This is a genomic window from Stenotrophomonas sp. LM091, assembly GCF_001806305.1.
Lineage (GTDB): Bacteria > Pseudomonadota > Gammaproteobacteria > Xanthomonadales > Xanthomonadaceae > Stenotrophomonas > Stenotrophomonas bentonitica_A.
This window is the reverse complement of record NZ_CP017483.1, coordinates 1,926,642-1,947,278: the sequence shown is the minus strand read 5'-3', so window position 1 is coordinate 1,947,278 and position 20,637 is coordinate 1,926,642. Positions and strand designations below refer to the sequence as shown.

The 20,637-nt window shown below is 68.9% G+C and carries 18 protein-coding genes; 6 read left to right on the top strand and 12 right to left on the bottom strand.

Features of this window, described 5'->3' with window-relative positions:
• Positions 1-410: 410 nt before the first annotated feature.
• A complete protein-coding gene (locus BIZ42_RS08490) occupies positions 411-935 on the bottom strand; it encodes a hypothetical protein (protein ID WP_070426164.1) in 525 nt (174 codons plus the stop codon).
• A gap of 147 nt (positions 936-1,082) precedes the next feature.
• Here BIZ42_RS08490 and BIZ42_RS08485 point away from each other — a divergent pair, with 147 nt between their 5' ends.
• Both BIZ42_RS08485 and BIZ42_RS08480 read left to right on the top strand, forming a co-directional pair.
• Positions 1,083-2,042 (top strand): pyridoxal-phosphate dependent enzyme, encoded by a 960-nt coding sequence (locus tag BIZ42_RS08485; protein ID WP_070426163.1) that lies wholly within the window; start codon positions 1,083-1,085, stop codon positions 2,040-2,042.
• Positions 2,027-2,638 carry a YdcF family protein gene (locus BIZ42_RS08480; protein WP_070426162.1) on the top strand — a complete coding sequence of 204 codons (612 nt, stop codon included), beginning with the start codon at positions 2,027-2,029 and terminating at the stop codon, positions 2,636-2,638. The genes BIZ42_RS08485 and BIZ42_RS08480 overlap by 16 nt, the downstream gene beginning before the upstream one ends.
• A gap of 117 nt (positions 2,639-2,755) precedes the next feature.
• On the opposite strand, the gene bioC is transcribed toward BIZ42_RS08480, so the two are convergent.
• The 5 genes from bioC to bioB form a co-directional block, all read right to left on the bottom strand.
• Entirely contained in the window at positions 2,756-3,640 is an 885-nt protein-coding gene (bioC, locus tag BIZ42_RS08475; protein WP_070426161.1) for a malonyl-ACP O-methyltransferase BioC, read from the bottom strand.
• Positions 3,641-3,677: 37 nt separating this feature from the next.
• Positions 3,678-4,460 (bottom strand): SDR family oxidoreductase, encoded by a 783-nt coding sequence (locus BIZ42_RS08470; RefSeq protein ID WP_070426160.1) that lies wholly within the window; start codon positions 4,458-4,460, stop codon positions 3,678-3,680.
• Positions 4,461-4,519: 59 nt separating this feature from the next.
• The gene (gene bioH, locus BIZ42_RS08465; RefSeq protein WP_070426159.1) at positions 4,520-5,281 is read right to left on the bottom strand and encodes a pimeloyl-ACP methyl ester esterase BioH; all 762 of its coding nucleotides are present in this window, start codon (positions 5,279-5,281) and stop codon (positions 4,520-4,522) included.
• A 16-nt stretch (positions 5,282-5,297) separates the two neighbouring features.
• On the bottom strand, positions 5,298-6,509 hold the full coding sequence (gene bioF, locus BIZ42_RS08460; RefSeq protein ID WP_070426158.1) for an 8-amino-7-oxononanoate synthase: 1,212 nt from the start codon (positions 6,507-6,509) through the stop codon (positions 5,298-5,300).
• Positions 6,510-6,571: 62 nt separating this feature from the next.
• The gene (gene bioB / locus BIZ42_RS08455; protein ID WP_070426157.1) at positions 6,572-7,606 is read right to left on the bottom strand and encodes a biotin synthase BioB; all 1,035 of its coding nucleotides are present in this window, start codon (positions 7,604-7,606) and stop codon (positions 6,572-6,574) included.
• Between the two features lie 70 nt (positions 7,607-7,676).
• Here bioB and BIZ42_RS08450 point away from each other — a divergent pair, with 70 nt between their 5' ends.
• From BIZ42_RS08450 to BIZ42_RS08440, 3 genes are all read left to right on the top strand, one after another.
• The gene (locus BIZ42_RS08450) at positions 7,677-8,390 is read left to right on the top strand and encodes a ComF family protein (protein ID WP_070426156.1); all 714 of its coding nucleotides are present in this window, start codon (positions 7,677-7,679) and stop codon (positions 8,388-8,390) included.
• A gap of 71 nt (positions 8,391-8,461) precedes the next feature.
• Entirely contained in the window at positions 8,462-9,022 is a 561-nt protein-coding gene (locus tag BIZ42_RS08445) for an HdeD family acid-resistance protein (RefSeq protein ID WP_070426155.1), read from the top strand.
• A gap of 47 nt (positions 9,023-9,069) precedes the next feature.
• Positions 9,070-9,570 (top strand): hypothetical protein, encoded by a 501-nt coding sequence (locus tag BIZ42_RS08440; protein WP_070426154.1) that lies wholly within the window; start codon positions 9,070-9,072, stop codon positions 9,568-9,570.
• A gap of 24 nt (positions 9,571-9,594) precedes the next feature.
• Here the strand turns inward: BIZ42_RS08440 and BIZ42_RS08435 are convergent, their stop codons facing one another.
• Genes BIZ42_RS08435 through BIZ42_RS08410 form a run of 6 tightly spaced genes read right to left on the bottom strand, consistent with a single transcriptional unit; the run spans position 9,595 to position 16,819 of the window.
• Positions 9,595-11,400 (bottom strand): MFS transporter, encoded by a 1,806-nt coding sequence (locus tag BIZ42_RS08435; RefSeq protein WP_070426153.1) that lies wholly within the window; start codon positions 11,398-11,400, stop codon positions 9,595-9,597.
• Positions 11,401-11,453: 53 nt separating this feature from the next.
• Positions 11,454-12,569, bottom strand: a complete 1,116-nt coding sequence (gene nagA / locus BIZ42_RS08430) for an N-acetylglucosamine-6-phosphate deacetylase (RefSeq protein WP_070426152.1) — start codon at positions 12,567-12,569, stop codon at positions 11,454-11,456.
• Positions 12,566-13,342 carry a DeoR family transcriptional regulator gene (locus BIZ42_RS08425; RefSeq protein WP_019185238.1) on the bottom strand — a complete coding sequence of 259 codons (777 nt, stop codon included), beginning with the start codon at positions 13,340-13,342 and terminating at the stop codon, positions 12,566-12,568. The genes nagA and BIZ42_RS08425 overlap by 4 nt, the downstream gene beginning before the upstream one ends.
• A 34-nt stretch (positions 13,343-13,376) precedes the next feature.
• Positions 13,377-14,705 carry a D-tagatose-bisphosphate aldolase, class II, non-catalytic subunit gene (locus tag BIZ42_RS08420; protein ID WP_070426151.1) on the bottom strand — a complete coding sequence of 443 codons (1,329 nt, stop codon included), beginning with the start codon at positions 14,703-14,705 and terminating at the stop codon, positions 13,377-13,379.
• Positions 14,706-14,728: 23 nt separating this feature from the next.
• Positions 14,729-15,655 (bottom strand): ROK family protein, encoded by a 927-nt coding sequence (locus BIZ42_RS08415; RefSeq protein WP_070426150.1) that lies wholly within the window; start codon positions 15,653-15,655, stop codon positions 14,729-14,731.
• A 6-nt stretch (positions 15,656-15,661) separates the two neighbouring features.
• Positions 15,662-16,819: an SIS domain-containing protein gene (locus tag BIZ42_RS08410; RefSeq protein ID WP_070426149.1), complete on the bottom strand. Its 1,158-nt coding sequence runs from the start codon at positions 16,817-16,819 to the stop codon at positions 15,662-15,664.
• Between the two features lie 333 nt (positions 16,820-17,152).
• On the opposite strand from BIZ42_RS08410, the gene BIZ42_RS08405 reads away from it, so the two are divergent.
• Positions 17,153-20,512, top strand: coding sequence for a TIM-barrel domain-containing protein (locus BIZ42_RS08405; RefSeq protein WP_070426148.1), 3,360 nt, complete (start codon positions 17,153-17,155; stop codon positions 20,510-20,512).
• Positions 20,513-20,637: the final 125 nt, after the last annotated feature.

Below are 20,637 nucleotides of genomic sequence, written 5' to 3'. Positions count from 1 at the left end.
TCGGGGGCCATGAAATCCACCCTCAAGTTGGCACGTTTTCTGCAGATAACCCAATAGCACCCAGGATGGCATGCGCCTTGTGCGCAACGGACCGGAATTGGAACAGGGGCCGGTCCAAGCGCATCGTGGGGAAGCAGAGGGGCCGGCAGTCGGGGGACTGTCGGCCCTGTTTTTTTGCCGGTTCCAGCGCGAACGCGCCGCCCAAATACAGAAGGCCCCGCCAGTAGCGGGGCCTTCTGCGTTTAAGGTGCCGACATCCGACAGGGCCGGAACAGGGGGGATCCAGATGTTCCTGGCGGATATCGACATAGAGCCGAATGTGACGCCACTTGTCGCTTTTGGCACTTTGTGACCGTGGCTGTCACCGCCCGGCTAGAGTGAACTGCCGGGCGCGTGAAAATCAAGCCATCTCAGGGCTCAACTGTGCGTTGGTTCGCATTGTTGAGATTCCGCCACGGGGAACCGTTCATCCTCGGCGAAGACGGACGCGGCGCCTGGGCCGGGCGTGCCTGCGGCGGCGACGGACGCTGCTGTTGCTGCCGTTGCTGCTGCGGCGGCCGGCGCGGCCCACCGAGCGAATCCATGTTCCGCCACGGCGAGCCGCCGTTGTTCGGCCGCGGGCGATCCGGCGGACGGGTCGGGTTGCCGTTGCCGTTGCCATGGCCGGGGCGCGGCGGTGGACGGTGATTGTGCGGCGGGCGATAGTTCGGATACGGGCGATACACCGGATAGCCGTAGCCACCGCCATAGCCGTAATACCCGCCACCGTAGTAGCCGCTGCCGTACCCATAGGGGTATCCGGCCGGGTAGCGATACTCGACCGACGGTGCGCCGTGGTAGTAGCCGCTGCCGCCGCCACCGCCGACATAGTCGTACGTCGCGCAGCCGGACAGGGCCAACAACAGGCCACCGGCAAGAACAAGGCGCATTTTCATGATGGGTCCCCCCAACGGGCTGTAGGGCCAGCTTCGGCCCAAGGCATTGAATCAGCCCTTAACTCGGCCCGATCCGAATGAATGGTTGCCATGCTGACACGTTCATCAAGTCGGATGTGGGCAGGGGGCATACGTTAATCTTGCGTCATGAGCGATTCACCCTTGCCCTGTGTTGACGACGTGCTGGCGGCGGCGGCGCGCATTGCCGCGCACGCCTGCGTGACCCCGGTGTTGCGCTCGCGCACCCTGGATGCGCTGACCGGCGCCACCGTGGTCTTCAAGGCCGAACACCTGCAGCGCAGCGGCGCCTTCAAGTTCCGCGGTGCCTGCAATGCCGTGTGGGCGCTGACCGAGGCGCAGGCCCGGCGCGGGGTGGTCACCCACTCCTCGGGCAACCATGGCGCCGCCCTGGCGCTGGCCGCGCGTACCCGTGGGATTGCCTGTCACGTGGTCGTGCCCGAGGGCGCGGTGGCGGCGAAACTGGCCAACATCGGCCGCCACGGGGCCACGCTGTGGCGCTGCGATGCCTCGATCGCCGCGCGCGAAACCATGTGCGCCCAGGTCCAGGCCGAAACCGGGGCGACCCTGGTCCATCCCTATACCGACCCGTGCGTCATTGCCGGCCAGGGTACGGCCGCGCTGGAACTGCTGCATGCCAGCGAAGGGCTGGAGATGATGGTGGTGCCGGTGGGCGGCGGTGGCCTGGCCGCGGGTACGCGGCTGGCACTGCAGGCCGCCGCCCCGCTGGCCGAGCTGGTCCTGGCCGAGCCGCTGGGCGCGGCCGATACCGCGCGCTCGCTGGCCGCTGGCGAGCGCCACATCGATTTCACCCCCCACACCGTCTGCGATGGCCTGCGCGGGACGCTCGGCGCGCCCAACTTCGCGCTGCTGCAGGGCGCGGCCCAGGTCATCACCGTCGCCGATGAGGCGACCGTCGCGGCGATGCGGCTGATCTGGCAGGTGCTCAAGCAGGTGGTGGAACCGTCCTCGGCGATCGCCCTGGCGGCGATCCTCGCCGAACCGGCACGCTTTGCCGGCAAACGGGTGGGCGTGGTGCTTTCCGGGGGCAATGTGGATCTGGATGCGCTGCCGTGGGGCGCGGTATGAGCCGGCACACCGGGGTGGGCGTGTTCGGGTGGCTGTGGCGGCTGTGCATCGTGCTGGCCGTGTGGCTGCTCGGAGTCACGGCGTGGATCGTCTGGATCGGCGAGCGCGACCAGGCGCAGAAGGCCGACGCGATCATCGTGCTCGGCGCGGCAGCCTATGACGCCAAGCCTTCGCCGGTGTTCGAAGAGCGCATCCGCCACGGGCTGGATCTCTACCAGCAGGGCTATGCCCCGCTGCTGATCTTCACCGGTGGCTATGGCGGCACCGGCGCGCGTTTTTCCGAATCGCAGGTGGCGCGTCGCTACGCGCTCAAGCAGGGCGTGCCCGATGACGCGATCCTGATCGAGACCGCCTCACGCACTACGCGGCAGAACCTGATCGAGGCGCGGCGCTTGATGGAGCAGCGCAAGCTGCATCGCGTGATCATCGTCAGCGACCCGCTGCACATGGCGCGCGCGCTGCGGCTGTGCCGCGAACTGGGCATCGATGCGCTGGCCTCGTCCACGCCGAGCACGCGCTTCCGCAGCTTCCACACCAGCTGGCGGTTCCTGGCGCAGGAAATCTATTTCTTCCACCGCGACCTGTTCCCGTCGTAGCGCCGACCGTTGGTCGGCTGGCCAGGGCCGCCGTGCGGCCAGCCGACCAACGGTCGGCTCTACGGGATCACCGTGATCACCGCGGCCGGCGCGATCACCTCGATCAGCGCGATCGGCTCAGGGCGTTCTGCGGCGGATCGGAATCGCCGACACCGGCACCGTGGCGACATCGTGCCCGCGCTCGCGGATCGGGGCGCCACCTTCCGGTGCCCAGGCGTGTGCGTAGATCACTTCCCAGCTACTGGGCAACTTGCCGTCGTCGCGTCGCAGCGGCTCGTAGGCGGCACGCGCGGCATCGAAACGCCCGCGCCCGGTCAGTGTGTGGCGGCGGTCCTGGCGCGCGTTGGTGGCACCGATCGCCTGCAGCTCGCGCATCAGCGCGGTCAGGTCGTCGTAGGTCAGGGTGAACAGGTCGCGGTCCAGCACCGGATCGCGGAAGCCGGACATCATCAGCGCATCGCCGAACTGCGCGATCGGGGCGAAACGACTGACATGCGGCACCTCGTCGGCGGCGGCGAACGCATCGCGCAGTTCGATCAGCGTCTCCGGCCCGAACGTGGAGACCAGCAGCAGGCCGCCCGGCTTGAGCGCACGGCGGAACCCGGCGAACACCGCCGGTAGATCCTCCACCCACTGCAGGCACAGGTTGCTGAAGATCACATCCACGCTCTGGTCCAGCACCGGCAACGCCTGCGCGTCGCCGCACACGCGCGAGAACGGCTTCCACCAGCCGGCCTGCTTCTTCGCTTCGCGCAGCATCGGCTGGGCCAGGTCCAGCGCGATCACCTGCGCCTTGGGCCAGCGCTTCTTCATCAGCGCGCTGGCGTGGCCGGTGCCGCTGCCGACATCGAGCACCACCTGGGGCTGGCGGTTTTCCAGGTAGTCCAGCGATTCGAGCAGGCGCTTCTCCACCTCGCGCTGCAGCGCGGCGGCGGCGTCGTAACTGCGGGCGGCGCGCGAGAAGGCGCGGCGGACGTGATGCGGATCGAAGCTGGACGTCATGGGGTACTCACGGCTCAAAACGGTGGTGCGGGTGGAATCAGAAGGTGCCCGGGCAAGCGCCGCCATCGATCAGCAGGTTCTGCCCGGTGATGTAGCCGGCCTGCGCGCTGCACAGGAACGCGCAGGCGGCGCCGAACTCGTCAGCGGTGCCGAAACGGCCCGCGGGAATGTGGGTGCGTTTGCGCTCGGCCAGCTGGCCGGCGTCGATGCCCTGCTGCTGCGCCAGGTAGGCGAAGTTGCCGCGCAGGCGGTCGGTATCGAACTGGCCCGGCAGCAGATTGTTGAGGGTGACATTGTGCGCGACGGTCTTGCGGGCCAGTCCGGCCACGAACCCGGTCAGTCCGGAGCGTGCGCCGTTGGAGAGCCCGAGGATGTCGATCGGGGCCTTCACCGACGAGGAGGTGATGTTGACCACGCGGCCGAAGCCGCGCTCGATCATGCCGTCCACGGTGGCGCGGATCAGCTCGATCGGGGCCAGCATGTTGGCATCCAGCGCGGCGATCCAGTCTTCGCGGCTGAACTGGCGGAAATCGCCTGCCGGCGGCCCGCCGGCGTTGTTGACCAGGATGTCGATCTGCGGACAGGCGGCCAACGCAGCGTTGCGGCCTTCAGTGGTGGCGATGTCGGCGACGACCCCGATCACCCGGCGCGCACCCGGCAGGGCCTGCAGCTCGAGCACGGCGCGGTCCAGGGCCGCTTCACCGCGCGCGGCGATGACCACGTTGACGCCTTCGCGTGCCAGTGCGCGCGCGCAGCCCAGCCCGAGGCCTTTGCTGGCGGCGCAGACCAGGGCCCAGCGGCCGGCGATTCCAAGATCCATGGGTCAGTCCTGTGGGGAAAGGCAGGCGTACATGATCGGCGATGCGTGGCCGGAACAGGTCAAGACAGTGCGGCAACGAAGTGTTGCAGCTGCGTGGCGACCTCGTCGGTATGGCCCAGGAACGGCGCGTGCCCGCCCTGGGCGACCACGTGGGCCTGCGCGCCCGGCGCCCGTGCCGCGGCGGCCTGCATGGCCCGCGCCGAGACCAGGCGGTCGCGCTGGCCGGCCAGCCACAGGCTCGGTTTGCCCAAGGTGGCCAGGGCGCCGCGCAGGTCGGTGTTCTCCAGCAGGCGCAGGCCTTCCTGCAATGCGCGCGGGGCCGGTTCACCGCGGGCGACCAGCATTTCGCGCAGCGTGCGCAGTTCCTGCCGCGCGTGCTCCGAGCCCATCGCATCCAGCGCCAGGAAGCGCTCCAGCGTGCCGCGGTAGTCCTGCGCGAGATCCTGGCCGAACTGCTCGAACACCGCCGGCTCCACTGCGTGGGGCCAGTCATCGCCGCGCACGAAACGCGGCGTGGCCGCGATCATCGCCAGGCCGCGTACCTGCGGCAGCGTGGCGGCGGCATGCAGGGCGAACAGGCCACCGAGCGACCAGCCGCACCAGACCGCTGGTGGCGTGGCGGCGGCGATGGCATTGACCACGTAGGGCAGGCGCAGTGGCGTGGTGTCGTCACGGCTGGCGCCGTGGCCGGGCAGATCCACCAGGTGCAGCTGGACGTGCGCGGACAGGCGCTCCACCAGCGGCGCGAACACACCGCCATGCAGGGCCCAGCCGTGGATGAGGACCAGTGCCGGGCCCTGGCCGATGACCTCGATATGCATGCTCAACGCTGCGGCATCACGCGGTCAGGGCATTCAGTGCGTGCTGCTGGACCGCAGTGTCGCGTGCATGGGCGATCGCATCGACCAGCGCGTGGACCTGTGCCGGCGCATGCAGCGCGGACAAGGTCACGCGCAGGCGCGCCTTGCCCTCGGGGACGGTCGGCGGGCGGATCGCGCTGACCAGGAAACCGGCTGCTTCCAGCGCGGCCGACATCGCCATCACGGTGGACTCGGCGCCGCACAGCAGGGGTTGGATCGGGGTATCGGATGGCATCAGTTCCAGACCGTGCTGGCGGGCGCCGGTGCGGAAAAGGCCGATCAGTTCGGCGAGCTTCTCGCGGCGCCAGTCATCGCGGCGCGCCAGCTTCACCGCGGCCAATGCGGCGGCGGCCTGGGCCGGCGGCACGGCGGTGGTGTAGATGTAGGGGCGTGCCGTTTCGGCCAGGTGCTGGATCATCGCCTCATCGCCGAGCACGACCGCACCGCTGCCGCCGAGCGCCTTGCCGAGTGTCGCCAGCTGCAGCGGCACATCGTTGACGCCCAGGCCGGCCTCGGCCACGCAGCCGCGGCCGTGTTCACCGACCACGCCGATGCCATGCGCGTCATCGACGTACAGCAGCGCGTCCTGCATGCGCGCCACCAGCGACAACGACCGCAGCGGCGCGATGTCGCCGTCCATGCTGAAGACGCCGTCGGTGGCCAGCATCGCCGCGCCGCTGGGCGCGTGCTTGAGCTGGCGCAGTGCGCCTTCGGTATCCAGATGCGGGTAGCGGCGCAGGCGGCAACCGGCCAGGCGCGAGGCATCAAGCAGGCTGGCGTGGTTGAGCCGGTCCTGCACGCAGACATCGTCCTCCTCGCTGAGCAGCGCCTGTTGCACGGCGAGATTGGCGGCGAAACCACTGCCGAACAGCAGGGCCCGCGGATAGCCGAGCCAGTCGGCCATCTCCCGTTCGAGCGCGTCATGCAGCGCGTGGTGGCCGCAGATCAGGTGCGAGGCGGTCGCGCCGGCGCCTTCGCGCGCGGCGGCATCCTGCAGTGCGCTGACCACGCCGAACTGCTGCGACAGGCCCAGGTAGTCATTGCTGCAGAAGTTGGTCAGCCAGTGGCCATCCACTTCCAGCTGCACGCCATCGCGCCGGCTCACCACGCGGCGCACCCGCAGGCGCCCCTGCGCGTCGCGGAGCTTGCGCTGGGCCTGGATGCGGTCGTGCAGGTCAGGACGGGCCATGATCGTCAGGGGGTCCGGGTGGGCCGTTAGCGTACCCGGTTGCCGGGCCCGCTGCTCGGGGCTCAGGCCGCCTGCCCGCAGCTGCCGCCGGCGGTGATGTCGGCGTGGACCGTGCCCGGGTGGTCATGCCCGGTGGCATCCACCGTGACCGCCATCGGGCGCAGGCCCAGCCGCGTGAACAGGGCCAGGTCGTGCGCGGTGTCCGGGTTGCCGGTGGTCAGCAGCTTTTCGCCATGGAAGATGGAATTGGCCCCGGCCAGGAAGCACAGCGCCTGCAGCTCATCGCTCATCGCCTCGCGCCCGGCCGAGAGCCGCACCATCGAACGTGGCATGACGAGGCGGGCCACTGCGATCATCCGCACGAACTCGAACGGGTCCAGTTCCGCGGTGCCGTGCAGGGGCGTGCCGGCGACCTGCACCAGCCGGTTGATCGGCACCGAATCGGGGTGGGCCGGCAGGTTGGCCAGCGCCAGCAGCAGCCCGACGCGGTGCTCGCGGGTTTCGCCCATGCCCACGATGCCGCCGCAGCAGGTCTTCAAGCCGGCGTCGCGCACGTGGCCCAGCGTGTCCAGGCGGTCCTGGTACTGGCGGGTGTGGATGATCGAATCGTAATAATCCGGCGCGGTGTCCAGGTTGTGGTTGTAGTAGTCCAGCCCGGCCTCACGCAGCGCGGTGGCCTGCTCGCCGCTGAGCATGCCCAGCGTGGCGCAGGTCTCCAGGCCGAGCGCCTTCACCTCGCGGATCATCGCCGCCACCTTGGGGATGTCGCGGTCCTTGGGCGAGCGCCACGCCGCGCCCATGCAGAACCGCGAAGCGCCGGCCGCCTTGGCCTGGCGCGCCTTGGCGACCACCTCGTCGGTGGCCATCAGCTTCTGTGCGTCCACGCCGGTGCTGTAGCGCTGCGCCTGCGGGCAGTACGCGCAGTCTTCCGGGCAGCCGCCGGTCTTGACCGAGAGCAGGGTCGAGATCTGGACGTCCGCCGGGTCGAACTGCTCGCGGTGCACGCTGGCCGCGCGGTGCAGCAGGACCGGGAAGGGCAGCGCGAACAGGGCCAGTACCTCTTCGCGGTGCCAGTCGTGGCGGATGACAGAAGCCATGGGAGTGTCCTGACAGATAGTGGAACGAAAGGGCGGCAGTCTGGTGAGGTTGCCACCATCTGTCAACCATATGATTCTATCTAAAGTTTACGGTGCGCTGGGTTGGCTGGGCTGGCAGATCCTGCCGTTGCGCTGCCTGGTCTGCGATTGTCCCGGCGAGGACGGCATGGACCTGTGCCGCGCCTGCCATCGGGCGCTGCCGTGGAACGACCGTGCCTGCCGGCGTTGTGCCCTGCCGCTGGCGGTGGACGACCCCGGGGACGCCGACGGCGATCACTGCGAGCGATGTGTGGACGACTGTCCCCGCCAGGCGGCGGCCAGTGCCGCGTTCCTGTACGCGCCGCCGATCGACAGGCTGCTCATCCGGTTCAAGTTCCACCAGGATCTGGCCGCGGGACGGTTGCTCTCGCAGCTCATGCTGCAGCGCGTGCCGTCGTTTCTGGCCGGGCCGCTGCAACCGATGCCACTGCACCGCCGCCGCTTGCGCCAGCGGGGCTACAACCAGGCGCTGGAACTGAGCAAGCCACTGGCACGCGGGCTGTGCTGCCCGCTCTGGAACGGGCTGCAGCGCACCCGCCAGACCGCCGCGCAATCGACGCTGGATGCGGACGCCCGGCGCTGCAACCTGCGCGATGCGTTCGCCGTGCGTGGGCATCCGCCCGCCGGGCTGACCATCGTCGATGATGTGATGACCACCGGGGCGACCACCGATGCCGCGTTGCGCGCGCTGCAGTATGCCGGCGCCGGGCCGATGCAGGTCTGGGTCTGCGCGCGGGTGCCGTAAGCCCCGTTGCCGCGCCCTGCACGGCGCGGGGTCGTACCATCGGCCCGTCATCATCCCCGCAAGGACGTCACATGAACCTGCCGCCGGATTCGCGCACTTCACCCCTTCTCACTGCCATCGGCCGCAGCTGGTGGGTGCTGATGCTGTACGGCGTGGTTGCCGTGGTCTTTGGGCTGATCGCGATCACGCGGCCCCTGTCGGCCGCCACCGCGCTGGCCTGGGCGATTGGCGTGATGGCCCTCGTGGAAGGCCTGATCAGCCTGTTCGCGCTGTTCGGCCGCAGTGGCGTGCCGCGCGGCTGGCTGCTGGTCTATGCGCTGGCCTCGCTGGTGTTCGGCGTGCTGGCCGTGCTCAACCCACTGGCCACGGCCAGCGTGCTGATCCTGCTGCTGGCGGCCTGGCTGATCGTCGCCGGCATCTACCGCATCGTGTTCGCGGTCCGGGTGCGCAAGGAAATCCAGGGCGAGTGGCTGCTGATCGTCAGCGGCGTGCTGGCCATCGTGCTCGGCGCGATGATGGTGGCCAACCCGATGGCGGGGATTGCCGTCACCACGCTGTGGATAGGGATCGGCAGCCTGCTCTATGGTGTACTGCAGATCGTGGTGGCCTGGCGCATCCGCCGCCTGCGCTGAGCACGCGCAGCGGCGATACTCGTGCCCCCACACAAGGAGAAACCCGCATGCGCAGCTGTCTGCTGATCGCCACCATGATGCTGGGTGCCGGACTGAGCGCCTGCACCCAGGCACCTCCTGCGCCGGCGGCGAACGAGACACCGGCGGGCGTCGCACCGCTGGCGCACGCACGCATCCAGATGCGTGAGGTGGCCGAGGATGCCCGCCACCCCGGCGTCACCCCGCTCAAGGACCGCGACGGCAACGTGCTGCCCCTGATCGAGCCGGCCTTCATCACCACGGCCGACATCGCCTCGGTGGCCGTGGGCAGCGACGGGACCACCGGACACGGGACGCTGATCCTGCGCTTCACGGATGCCGCGGCGCCGCGGATCCTCGCCGCGACGGAAGCGCGCGTCGCCAAGCGTGTGGCGTTTACCGTTGGCGATCAGGTCCTCAATGTCGCCGTCATCGCCGGCCCCTTCGCGCAGTCCATGCAGGTGAGCGGACTGGACAGCAACGAGGAAGCCCACCGGCTGTATACCGAGATCACCGGCAAGGCGCCCTGAGCCCCTCGCGATCCGCGGAGGCGCTCAGCGGAAATTCGCCTCGATCTGCTCCAGCGATTTGCCCTTGGTCTCCGGCAGCCAGAATGCAGCGATGAGGAAGTACAGCAGCGTACAACCGGCCCAGAAGAAGAACATGCTGGCGTAGCCGTGGTGGCCGACCGTGGGCAGGAAGATCGCGGCGATCACGGTGGAGACGAACTGGTTGATCAACAGTGCGATGCTCATGCCGTTGGAGCGGATGCGGGTGGGCATCAGCTCGGACAGCGCGAGCCACACGCACACGCCCGGGCCCACCGCGAAGAACGCGACGAACAGCAGGATGCAGCCGGCGACCAGCCAGCCGTGGGTGGGCGAGGGCACCGGGCCGATCACCGCACGTTCGATCACCAGCGGCGCGTTCGCGGCCTGCGCCGGGTCCGGGAACGGGTTGAGATGCAGCGTGCGGAAGAAGCGGCCGATCACGCTGTCGGCGGAGACCGCATCTTCGCGGCGGATCTGCAGCGTGGCGTCGATTGGGTTGTCGCTGCGCAGTGAGCGCACGTTGCTGAAGCCACCGTAGGCATAGGACACGGTCAGCTGCTGGGGCGCGGTGCCGGCGTTGCCGTCCAGGCGCTGCCATTGCGCGGCATCCAGTGGCAGCGACAAGGTGGTGCCGCTCACCTGCTGCTGCAGCGCGGCCTGCACATCCAGCCGCCCGCGTTCGCTCTGCACGAACAGCAGCGCCGCAGCCAGCAGCGACAGCGTGATGCCGCCACTGCCCAGCATCAGCAGGAACTTGCGGCCTTTGCGGTCCACCAGCAGCAGCGCGACCACCGTCATCACGGCATTGAGCAGCTTGATCGCCACATCGGCGCCATTGGCCACCGAGCCGGGCAGGCCGGCCTGGTTGAGGATGTTGACCGCGTAGGCCAGCACCGAATTGATGCCGGTGGCCTGGGTGAAGGCCAGCACCAGGCAGGCCAGCACGAACGGCCACACGTAGCGGCGGCTGAGCAGCGGGTCGCGCTTGCCGTTGCGGCCGGTCTGCATCTCTTCCGGGGCCTGCATGCGCTGCAGGGTCGGCTCCACCTCGTCCGCGGCCACGGTGCGCTGCAGAGCACGGCGCGCCTTGGCGATGCGGCCACGGCGCACGAGCCAGCGGGGGGATTCACTGATCAGCAGCACGCCCCCGGTGAACACCAGCCCAGGCAGCAGGCAGCTCCAGAAAATGGTGCGCCAGGCGTGATCCTTGACGTCGAACAGCAGGCGCTGCTGCTCGGCACCGGGCAGATGGCCCACCGCGGCCGTCGCCGCATCCACTGCATGCGCGTGGTACAGCCCGATCACGGCCGCCAGCACCAGGCCGATGGTCAGCAGCAACTGGAACATCGCCGCGCCACGCCCACGTCGTTCCGGGCTGAGCACTTCGGCCAGGTAGAGCGGCACGACGACACCGATCAGGCCGCCACTGATGCCCTGCAGCAGGCGCCCCATCAACAGCGCGCCATAGCCATCGGACAATGCCATTACCGGAATGCTCGCGGTGAACAACACGCCGGCCAGCAGCATCGCGCCACGGCGGCCGATCAGGTCGGCGACCATCCCGGCGAACAGCGAGGACAGCACACTGCCCAGCAGCACCGCGGCGACCACGAAACCCAGCTGCTGGCTGGTCAGGTGCCAGCTCGCGGTGGCGGTGGCCTCCAGATAGGGCAGGGCGCCGGCGATGATGCCGATGTCGATGCCGTAGAGCAGCCCGCCCATGCCACCGATGAACAACAGATAGCGTACCGGCCAGCGTGGCGCGGAAGCGCCGGCGTGCACGGGCATGGCTGCGGAAACGTCGTTCATCGTGCCGGTCCTGTCTGCTGCTGCGTGCGCCATGGCGGCGCGGGAGTCCACGCTCAGTCGAGCGCGATGTCGTCGCCTTCCACCACCACGCCGCGCACGCGCAGGTCGTGGTCGAGCACCACCAGGTCCGCCCAGGCACCGGTCGCGATACGGCCGCGGTCATCGATGCCGAGGTAGTCGGCCGGGTAGCGCGACAGCCGGTTGGAGGCATCGGCGATGTCCAGGCCGAGCGAGACCAGGTTGCGCAGCGCCTGGTCCATGGTCAGTGCGCTGCCGGCCAGCGAGCCGCTCGACAGCCGCACACAGCCCAGGCACTTGTGCACGCGCTGCACGCCGAGCGCGTATTCGCCATCGGGCATGCCGGTAGCGGCGGTCGCATCGGTGACGCAGTACAGGCGCGGAATCGCGCGCAGCGCGGTGCGGATCGCGCCGGGATGCACGTGCTGCAGATCGGGAATGAGTTCGGCGTACTGCGCATGCGCGAGTGCGGCGGTGGCGATGCCCGGGTGGTAGTGGTCCACACCGGTCATGCCATTGAACAGATGGGTGAAGCCGGCCGCACCGGCGTTCAATGCGGCCACGCCGTCATCATAGCTGCCGGCGCTGTGACCGAGCTGCACGCGGATGCCGAGCGCGCTCAGGGCAGGAATCAGCGCGAGGTGCTGGCCGATTTCCGGGGCGAGGGTCAGCACCTTGATCGGGGTGATCGCGTGCAGGCGCTTAACGTCGGCCAGGGTGGCCTCGACCACCAATGGTGGCTGCGCGCCCAGGCGCTGCGCGCTGATGAAGGGGCCTTCCAGGTGGACGCCGAGCACGCGCGCCATGCCGGGTTCGCGCGTGGCGATCGCAGCGGACAGGCCTTCAAGCGCCCGCGTGATGTCGTCTTCCTGCGCGGTCATGGTGGTGCCCAGCAGCGCGGTGGTGCCGTGCCGGGCGTGCGCACGCGCCACCGTCCGCGCGGTCGCGCCGCCCTGCATGATGTCCACCCCGGCCCCGCCATGCACATGCAGGTCGATGAAGCCGGGCAGGATCAGCGGCACCTCCGCATCGTCGCGCGGGTCGGCGTGCGCGGTGTCGATGGCAGTGATGCGCTGGTCGAAATGGAGATCGCCGCGGACCCAACCGGTGTCGGTGAGCAGGCGGCCGTGCAGGGAGCGGGACTCGGTCAAGGCGGGGACTCGGCGATGATCACTTCGACGCCCAGCCGCTGCAGCCCTTCCAGGTACTCGGGCTCGATACTGGCGTCGGTGATGATGGTATGGACCTGGTCCAGCCGCGCGATGCGGTGCAGGCTGACCCGGCCGAACTTGGAGGCATCGGTCAGCACCACGATGCGGCGCGCGCGCTCGACCATGCGGTGGTTGAGGCTGGCTTCGGCCTCATGGTGGGTGGTCAGGCCGAACTGCAGGTCCAGGCCGTCCACACCGAGGAACAGGGTGTCGAAGCTGTAGGTATTGAGGCTGGCCTCGGCCTGGCTGCCATGCAGCGACAGCGACTGCTTGCGCAGCAGCCCGCCGGTGAGCAGCAGCTCCACGCCGGGCGCATTGGCCAGCTCCCAGGCGATGTTGAGCCCGTTGGTCATCACCGTGACATCGCGATGCCCGCGCAGGTGCCGCGCCAGGGTCATCGTGGTCGAGCCGGAATCGATGATGATGTTGTCGCCGGCTTTGACCAGCTTGGCCGCCTCGATACCGATGCGGTCCTTCATCGGCAGGTTCAGCGCATCCTTCTCGTGGATGTCCTGTTCCTGAGGCGGCGTGCGCACCAGCGTGGCGCCCCCGTGGGTGCGCGTGGCCAGCCCCTGCGACTCGATGTGGGTCAGGTCGGCGCGGATCGTCACTGCCGACACCGCAAAGCGCTCCACCAGCTCGCTGACCTGCACGTTGCCGTGCTCGACCAGGGTCTGGAGGATCTGTTGGCGGCGCTGCCGGGTGTTTCGCATGGGGGCGATTCCGTTCGAAAGGGAAAGCCGAAGCTTACCGTTCCGAAAGCTCCTTGGCCTGCCGGGTTTCGTTATGCGCGCCCGAGACGTTGCGATTGCAGGCCCGGGCGTACTCGGCCAGGCGCAGCGCCACCTTGTGCTGGATCAGCGCCAGCGGTTCGGGCTGCAGCTCGCCGGCTTCGATCGCCTTGAGCTGTTCGGGCATGAACTGGCTGAGCAGCATCTGCGGCGGCGCGTGCGCGGTGAGATTGGCGATGAGCGTATCCAGCGCGGCCTGCACCGCCGGCTCGCCCCAGTAATAGCGGCTGCGGTCGCTGAGCGAGTACGCGCGCAGCAGGCGCAGTTCGTGTTCGTCGCCCTGGTAGTAGCTGCGCCAGCTGCCGGGTTTGTCGACCATGCAGCGGTCCAGCACCTCGATCAGCTGCGAGTGCTGCGCGGCGGGCAGCAGCTCACGCTCGATCATGGCCAGCGCGAACACCGCTTCGCGGAAGGCATAGGTTGCCGCCGGGCCGACTTTCAGGATCGCGAAGTGATCGCGGACCAGCGCGTGCAGGCCGGCTTCGGTCTGGTAATCGGTGGAGTGCGCTTCGAACACGATGCGCGGCTGCTGTTCGACGAAGGCCGACAGGTCCGCGGCGGCGGCAGGGTCGTAGTAGTGCACGCTGCTGTGGTCGAAATCCACGCCGGGCTGCACCACCATCGCGATCACGCGCTCCCAGGCGGGCAGCAGGTCCGGGGCGGAAAATGCTTCGCGGTGGATGGCCAGGGTGGTGGCCGCGGCCGCCGGCGTCGTCACCTGCAGGCCACCGGCCAGCGAGGCCTCGCCGCCGGGAATCGGCACTTCGGTGCCGATCACATAGACCGGCGGCGGCAGCCCGTGCTCGGCAGCGGTGCGCTCGGCAATCCGCGCCAGCTCGGCCGAGCGCGCCGCGACGATGGCGTCCGGCAACGGGGTCGGGTCATCGGCGCAGGACATGCTGCAGTCCAGGTGGATCTTGTGGAAACCGGCGGCCACATAGGCGGCGATCAGCTCGCGGGCGTTGGCCATTGCGGCCGCTGCGGGGCCTTTCTGCCAGGCATTCGGACCGAGGTGGTCGCCGCCGAGCACCAGCCGCTCGGCCGGGAAGCCCGCATCGCGCGCCAGCTGCAGTACGTAGTCGCGGTACTGCGGTGGGGTCATGCCGGTATAGCCGCCGAACTGATCGACCTGGTTGGAGGTCGCCTCGATCAGCAGCAGGGTGTCGTAACGCTGCGCCACCTGCATCGCCGCCAGCAACACCTGCGCGTTGCTGCAGCAGACGCTGTACAGCCCGACGGGGGCGCCCTGGCGATGGGCGGCGATCAACGATTGGACGGCGGACATGGCAACTCCAGTAACAGCGGTGTTCAGGGGGAGGGATGGTGCTGGCGCGCGAGCAGGGCGGCGCCCCGCGCACCGCCGGCATCGCCGAAGGTGGGCGGCAGGATCGGCGGCACGCGCACGCCGGTGAACAGGTACGGCGCGATCGCGGCCGGCAGATCGCGATACAGCTGCTCCAGCTTGGACAGCCCACCGCCGAGCACGATCACGTGCGGATCGAGCGCGAGAATCAGGCTGGCGAAGCTGTAACCGAGCAGGTCGCGGTGGATGGCCAGGGCCTGCTGCGCGATCGCATCGCCGGCCTGCGCGCGTGCGACCACCTCGGCAGCATCCAGCGCTGTACCACCGCGCCGCGCATGGATCATCGCCAGGCCGCTGCCGGACACGTACCGCTCCAGGCAGCCGCGCAGGCCGCAACCGCAGTCCAGCAGCGGCAGATCGTGGCGCTGCTGCAGTGTGGCGGGCAGGCTCCAGTGGCCCCACTCGCCGGCGATGCCGTTGTGCCCGGCGATCAGCCGGCCACCGACGCAGAAGCCACCGCCCGCACCGGTGCCGAGGATCGCCCCGAACATGCTGGGATACCCGGCGGCGGCGCCGTCATGCGCTTCGGACAAGGCAAAGCACTGCAGATCGTTGCCCAGTTCCAGCGGGCGCTGCAGGCGAGCCTGCAGGTCCGCCCCGACTGTGTGACCGGTCAGGCTGGGCACATTGGCACTGAGCTGGCGGCCGCTGGCGCGATCACGCACGCCGGGCAGGCCAAGGCCGATGGCGACCCCGCGCTGGCCGAGCGCGGCATCCGCCGCATCGACCAGATCGACGATCGCCTGCAGGAACGCAGCGTAGTCCCGGGTCGGCGTCGGTACGCGCTGGCGATGATGCACCGCCAGCGCGGCGTCGCACGCGACCAGCTCGATCTTGGTGCCGCCGATGTCGATGCCGTACCAGGTCTGCATGCGTGCTCAGCCGTGGGGGTGGATGGTCACGCCCTGCACCACACGGTTGACCGTGCCGTCGGGGAAGGGATTGTCCGGGGTCATGCCGAGCGCGGCCGAACGCTGCAGCGCATAGCACTGCGGCGCCAGCAACCACAGCGGGGCCAGCCACGGATCGGGCAGTGCAGGTGCGGCGAGGACGAAGTCGCCGTCGGCGCGGTCCGCGTCATCCGGCCCGATCGACAGCACCCGCCCGGCGATGCCGTCGCGGCGCAGTTCGTTCAACAGGTCCTGCTCGTAGCGGCGGGCGAGCGGTTGCGCGCTGCGCAGCATCACCACCAGGGTTTCGCCGTTGAGGGTGGACTTGGGACCATGGCGGAACCCCAGCGGGGTATTGGCCAGCGCCAGCACCTGGCCGGCGGTGAGTTCGAGCACCTTCAGCGCGGCCTCGCGGGCGACCGCTTCCAGTGGTCCACTGCCGAGATAGATGACGCGCGAGTATGGCGCCTGGGCCAGCGCGGCCACCGCCGCATCCCAGGCATCCAGTGCGCGTTCGCCGTGGCTGGCCAGGCTGCGCAGACGTTCCAGGCGCTGCGCCCACGGGGCGCTGTCGAACGCACTCAGCGCGGCCAGCAGCATGCAGCTCAGGCTGCTGGTCATCGCAAAGGCGCGGTCGCAGCTGGCCGCCGGCATCAGCAGCGACAGCGTATCGCTGCGGCCGTGACCACGCTTGGCGAGTTCGCCTTCGGCATTGCAGGTGATATCCACGAAGCGTGCGCGGTCGACCTGGTCGCGGACCAGATCCACCGCCGCCACGCTTTCCGGGCTGGAGCCGCTGCGCCCGAACGAGACCAGCAGGGTCGGGCGGTCGCGGCGCAGGTACAGCGCCGGATGGGTCAGCAGGCTGGTGGTATGCACGGCGCGGACCTCGGCAGGCCACTGCGCATTGATCTGGTCGGCCACCATCTCGGCAATGAACCCCGAGCTGCCGGCGCCGGTGAAGATCACCAACTGGCCGGGATCGCGCAGGGCTTCCCCGAGGAAGCCGTCGATGCGCGCCTGCGCTGCGTCCAGCAGGCCGGCCAGCGCGGCCCACAGCCGGGGCTGCTGAGCGATTTCTTCGGCGGTATAGGCGCCACCGAGGCGCTGCCACGTGGGCAAATCAGGGAGCAGAGAAGCGTCCATTCGCAATTCCTGTTGGGCGACCGCACCTTCTGCGTTTTCTTTCGAAATGTCAAATATCGAAAGATAAAGAAAAGGTAGTTCGGTCACAGTTTTCGTCGTCTTCTTGACGGGCTCCCGTCAGGACTTCACCGGAATGCCGCGCCGCAGCAAGGTTTCGGGCGGTCAAAAACACGTATTCAGGCAACGTTTGGAAAGTATGGCCGAGCGGCATCTTTCGTTTTATATAAATTATCCTTCCTTTTTCTTTGCAATTTGTTGACATCTTTCGAGACCCTGCCCTAGAGTCGGCCGCACTGGTTTCAGTTTCCCGCTCACCGCGGGCTTGGGGGCAAGGTGGACTTCCGGTTACGACGCACTGGTCTGACGATTGCACTGCTTGCCGCAGTGGCGCTGGGCGGCACCGCCAGTGCCGCGCCGGTGGGTAACCTGCGTGCGATCAGTGCCACCCCCGCCAACGACGGCACCCCCGGTTGGACGCTCAGCACCGATACCGGCGCCACCGTGCGCGTGGACCTGTTGCGCGATGACGTTCTGCGCGTGCGCGCCGGCCGCAACGGCACGCTCACCGGTGCCGGCGACAAGGCCGCCCCGATCGTGCTGCCGCAGCCGGCCGCGAAGGTTGCCGTCCAACTGGAAGAGGATGCCAACGAGGTGCGCATCCGCACCGATGCGCTGGTCCTGCACATCCAGCGCCAGCCACTGCGCCTGGCGCTGGTCCGCCGCGAGGGCGACCGCGATGTCGCGCTGTGGCGCGAACTGCAGCCGCTGGACCTGGACAAGGACCAGAGCGTGCAGGTGCTCTCCAGCGAAAGCGATGAGCACTTCTACGGCGGTGGCCAGCAGAACGGCCGCTTCGAGTTCAAGGGCCGCGAACTGGAGGTGTCGTACTCCGGTGGCTGGGAAGAAGGCGATCGCCCCAACCCGGCGCCGATGCTGCTGAGCTCGCGGGGCTGGGGCATGCTGCGCAATACGTGGAGCGACGGCACCTACGATCTGCGCCAGGCCGACCAGGCCACGCTGCTGCACCGCGAAGACCGCTTCGATGCGTACTACTTCGTCGGGCCGAGCCTGCATACGCTGCTGGACCGTTACACCACGCTGACCGGCCGCGCCGGCCTGCTGCCGCGCTGGGCGTTCTCCTATGGCGACGCCGACTGCTACAACGATGGCAACAACATCAAGAAGCCGGGCAGCGTGCCCGACGGCTGGAGCGACGGCCCGACCGGCACCACGCCCGACGTGGTCGACAGCGTGGCCAGGCAGTACCGCGAGCACGACATGCCCGGCGGCTGGATCCTCCCCAACGATGGTTACGGCTGCGGCTACAAAAAGCTGCCCGAGACCGTACAGGGGCTGGCGAAGTACGGCTTCAGGACCGGCCTGTGGACCGAGAACGGCGTCGACAAGATCGCCTGGGAAGTCGGCACCGCCGGCAGCCGCGTGCAGAAGCTGGACGTGGCCTGGACCGGCAAGGGCTATCAGTTCGCCATGGATGCCAACCAGTCCGCGTTCAACGGCATCATGGACAACTCCGATTCGCGCCCGTTCCTGTGGACGGTGATGGGCTGGGGCGGCATCCAGCGCTATGCGGTGGCCTGGACCGGCGACCAGAGCAGCAGCTGGGATTACATCCGCTGGCACATCCCGACCCTGATCGGCTCGGGCCTGTCCGGCATGGCCTACGCCAGTGGCGACGTGGACGCGATCTTCGGCGGCAGCGCCGAGACCTTCACCCGCGACCTGCAGTGGAAAAGCTTCACCCCCGTGCTGATGGGCATGTCCGGCTGGTCGGGCAATGCACGCAAGCACCCGTGGTGGTTCGATGAACCCTACCGCAGCGTCAACCGCGACTACCTCAAGTTGAAAATGCGCATGACCCCGTACATGTACGGACTGGCGCATGCCGCGGCCACCACCGGCGCACCGCTGCTGCGGGCGCTGATGTGGGATTACCCGCAGGACCCGCAGGCCTACACCGAGGCGCACAAGTACCAGTTCCTGCTCGGCCGCGAACTGCTGATCGCGCCGGTGTACCGCAGCCAGGCCGCGAGCCGTGGCTGGCGCCGCGACATCCACCTGCCGCAGGGCCGCTGGATCGACTACTGGGATGGCCGCCAGCTGCAGGCCGGGGCCGAGGGACGTTCGCTGGACCGCGCGGTCGACCTGGCCACGATCCCGGTGTTCGTGCGCGCCGGCGCGATCATCCCGATGTACCCGGCGATGCTCTACGACGGCGAAAAACCGCTCGATGAAGTGACCTTCGACCTGTACCCGCAGGGCGCCTCGCAGTACACGCTGTACGAAGACGATGGCGCCACCCGCCGCTATGAGAAGGGCGAATCGAGCACGCAGGCGATCACGGTGCAGGCCCCGGCGCAGGGCACGGGTCCGGTGCAGGTGCGCATCGATCCGGTGCAGGGCCAGTACGCCGGCCAGCTGCCGCAGCGGCGCTATGCGCTGCGCGTGCTCAGCCGCCAGCGCCCCGCCGCAGTGACGCTGGACGGCCGTGCGCTGCCGATGCTGGCCGACCAGGCAGCATGGCAGGGCGCCAACGAAGGCTGGTACTTCGACGCGGCCGAACGCCGCGGCACCCTGCACGTACGCACCGCGCCGACCGACATCCGCCAGCCACTGGCACTCCAGCTGGACCTGCCGGTTGCCGCCGCGCCGGCCGACGATGCCTTCCCGGCCGCACCGGAACTGGGCCGCGCGCTGCCGTCGGACAGCCTGCTGGTGGTGAACCGCCCGGCCGAGGAGCAGGGCTATGAGATGGAGAAGGCGTTCGACGACGATCCGGCGACGTGGTTCCGCACCGTGCGCAACCAGGCGATCAAGACCGGCGCGCACGAATGGGTGCTCGGCTTCGGCGAACGCAAGCTGATCGACGGCATCGAACTGGCGCCGCGCAACGACCAGCACTGGAAGAACGGCCAGATCCGCGACTACGAAATCTACATGGCCGACAGCAACGGCGAGTGGGGTGAGCCGATCAAGCGCGGTCGTCTGACCCTGCAGCAGGGGATGCAGCAGATCGACTTCCCCGCCCATGCCGGCCGCCTGCTGCGCTTCCGCGTGCTGAGCACGCAGAACCCGGAAGGTGATGGTGCCAGCGGTGCCGATCCGATGGTGACGGCTGCGCAGGGCAGCGTGGCACGTGCGGTGGATGCGCTGCAGCCGCGCGATGTCGGCCCGATCGTACTGTCCACCTTCCACGTGCTGGAGCATCCGCAGCCGGACGGCCCGGCGCAGCAGCTGTACCTGTCCGCGCTGCCGCTGCCAGCACCGTTGCAGGCCAGCGTTGCTGCCGACCACGCCTTCGGTGGCCAGGCCGGAATGCGCATGAACGGCCTGCATTTCCGCCGCGGCCTGGGCGTCAACGCCAGCAGCCGGATCGACCTGAAGCTCAACGGCAGCTGGCGCCTGCTGCGCGCCGACCTGGGTATCGATGATCAGTGCCGCACCGCCGGCGGCATGCAGTTCCAGGTGTGGGGTGACGGTCGGCTGCTGTATGACAGCGGCCTGGTCAACGCACCCGGCGTGGTCAAACCGGAGCTGGACGTGCGCGGCCTGCAGCGGCTGAGCCTGCGCACGCTCGGGGCGCAGGGCGATCACCCCGCGCAGGTCTGTGGCAACTGGGCCAATGCCGCCCTGATCGGACAGGAGGGCGATACCGCCAGCATCGTGTCGCCGTAACCGAAGAAACACGCTTTCAGAAAAACAGCTCTCTCCCGTTTCCCGTCTGCGGCCCTCTGGCCGCGGCACGGGGGACGTTTGCCCGAACACACCCATCCACCGCCAGCCCCACGCTGCGGATCGAA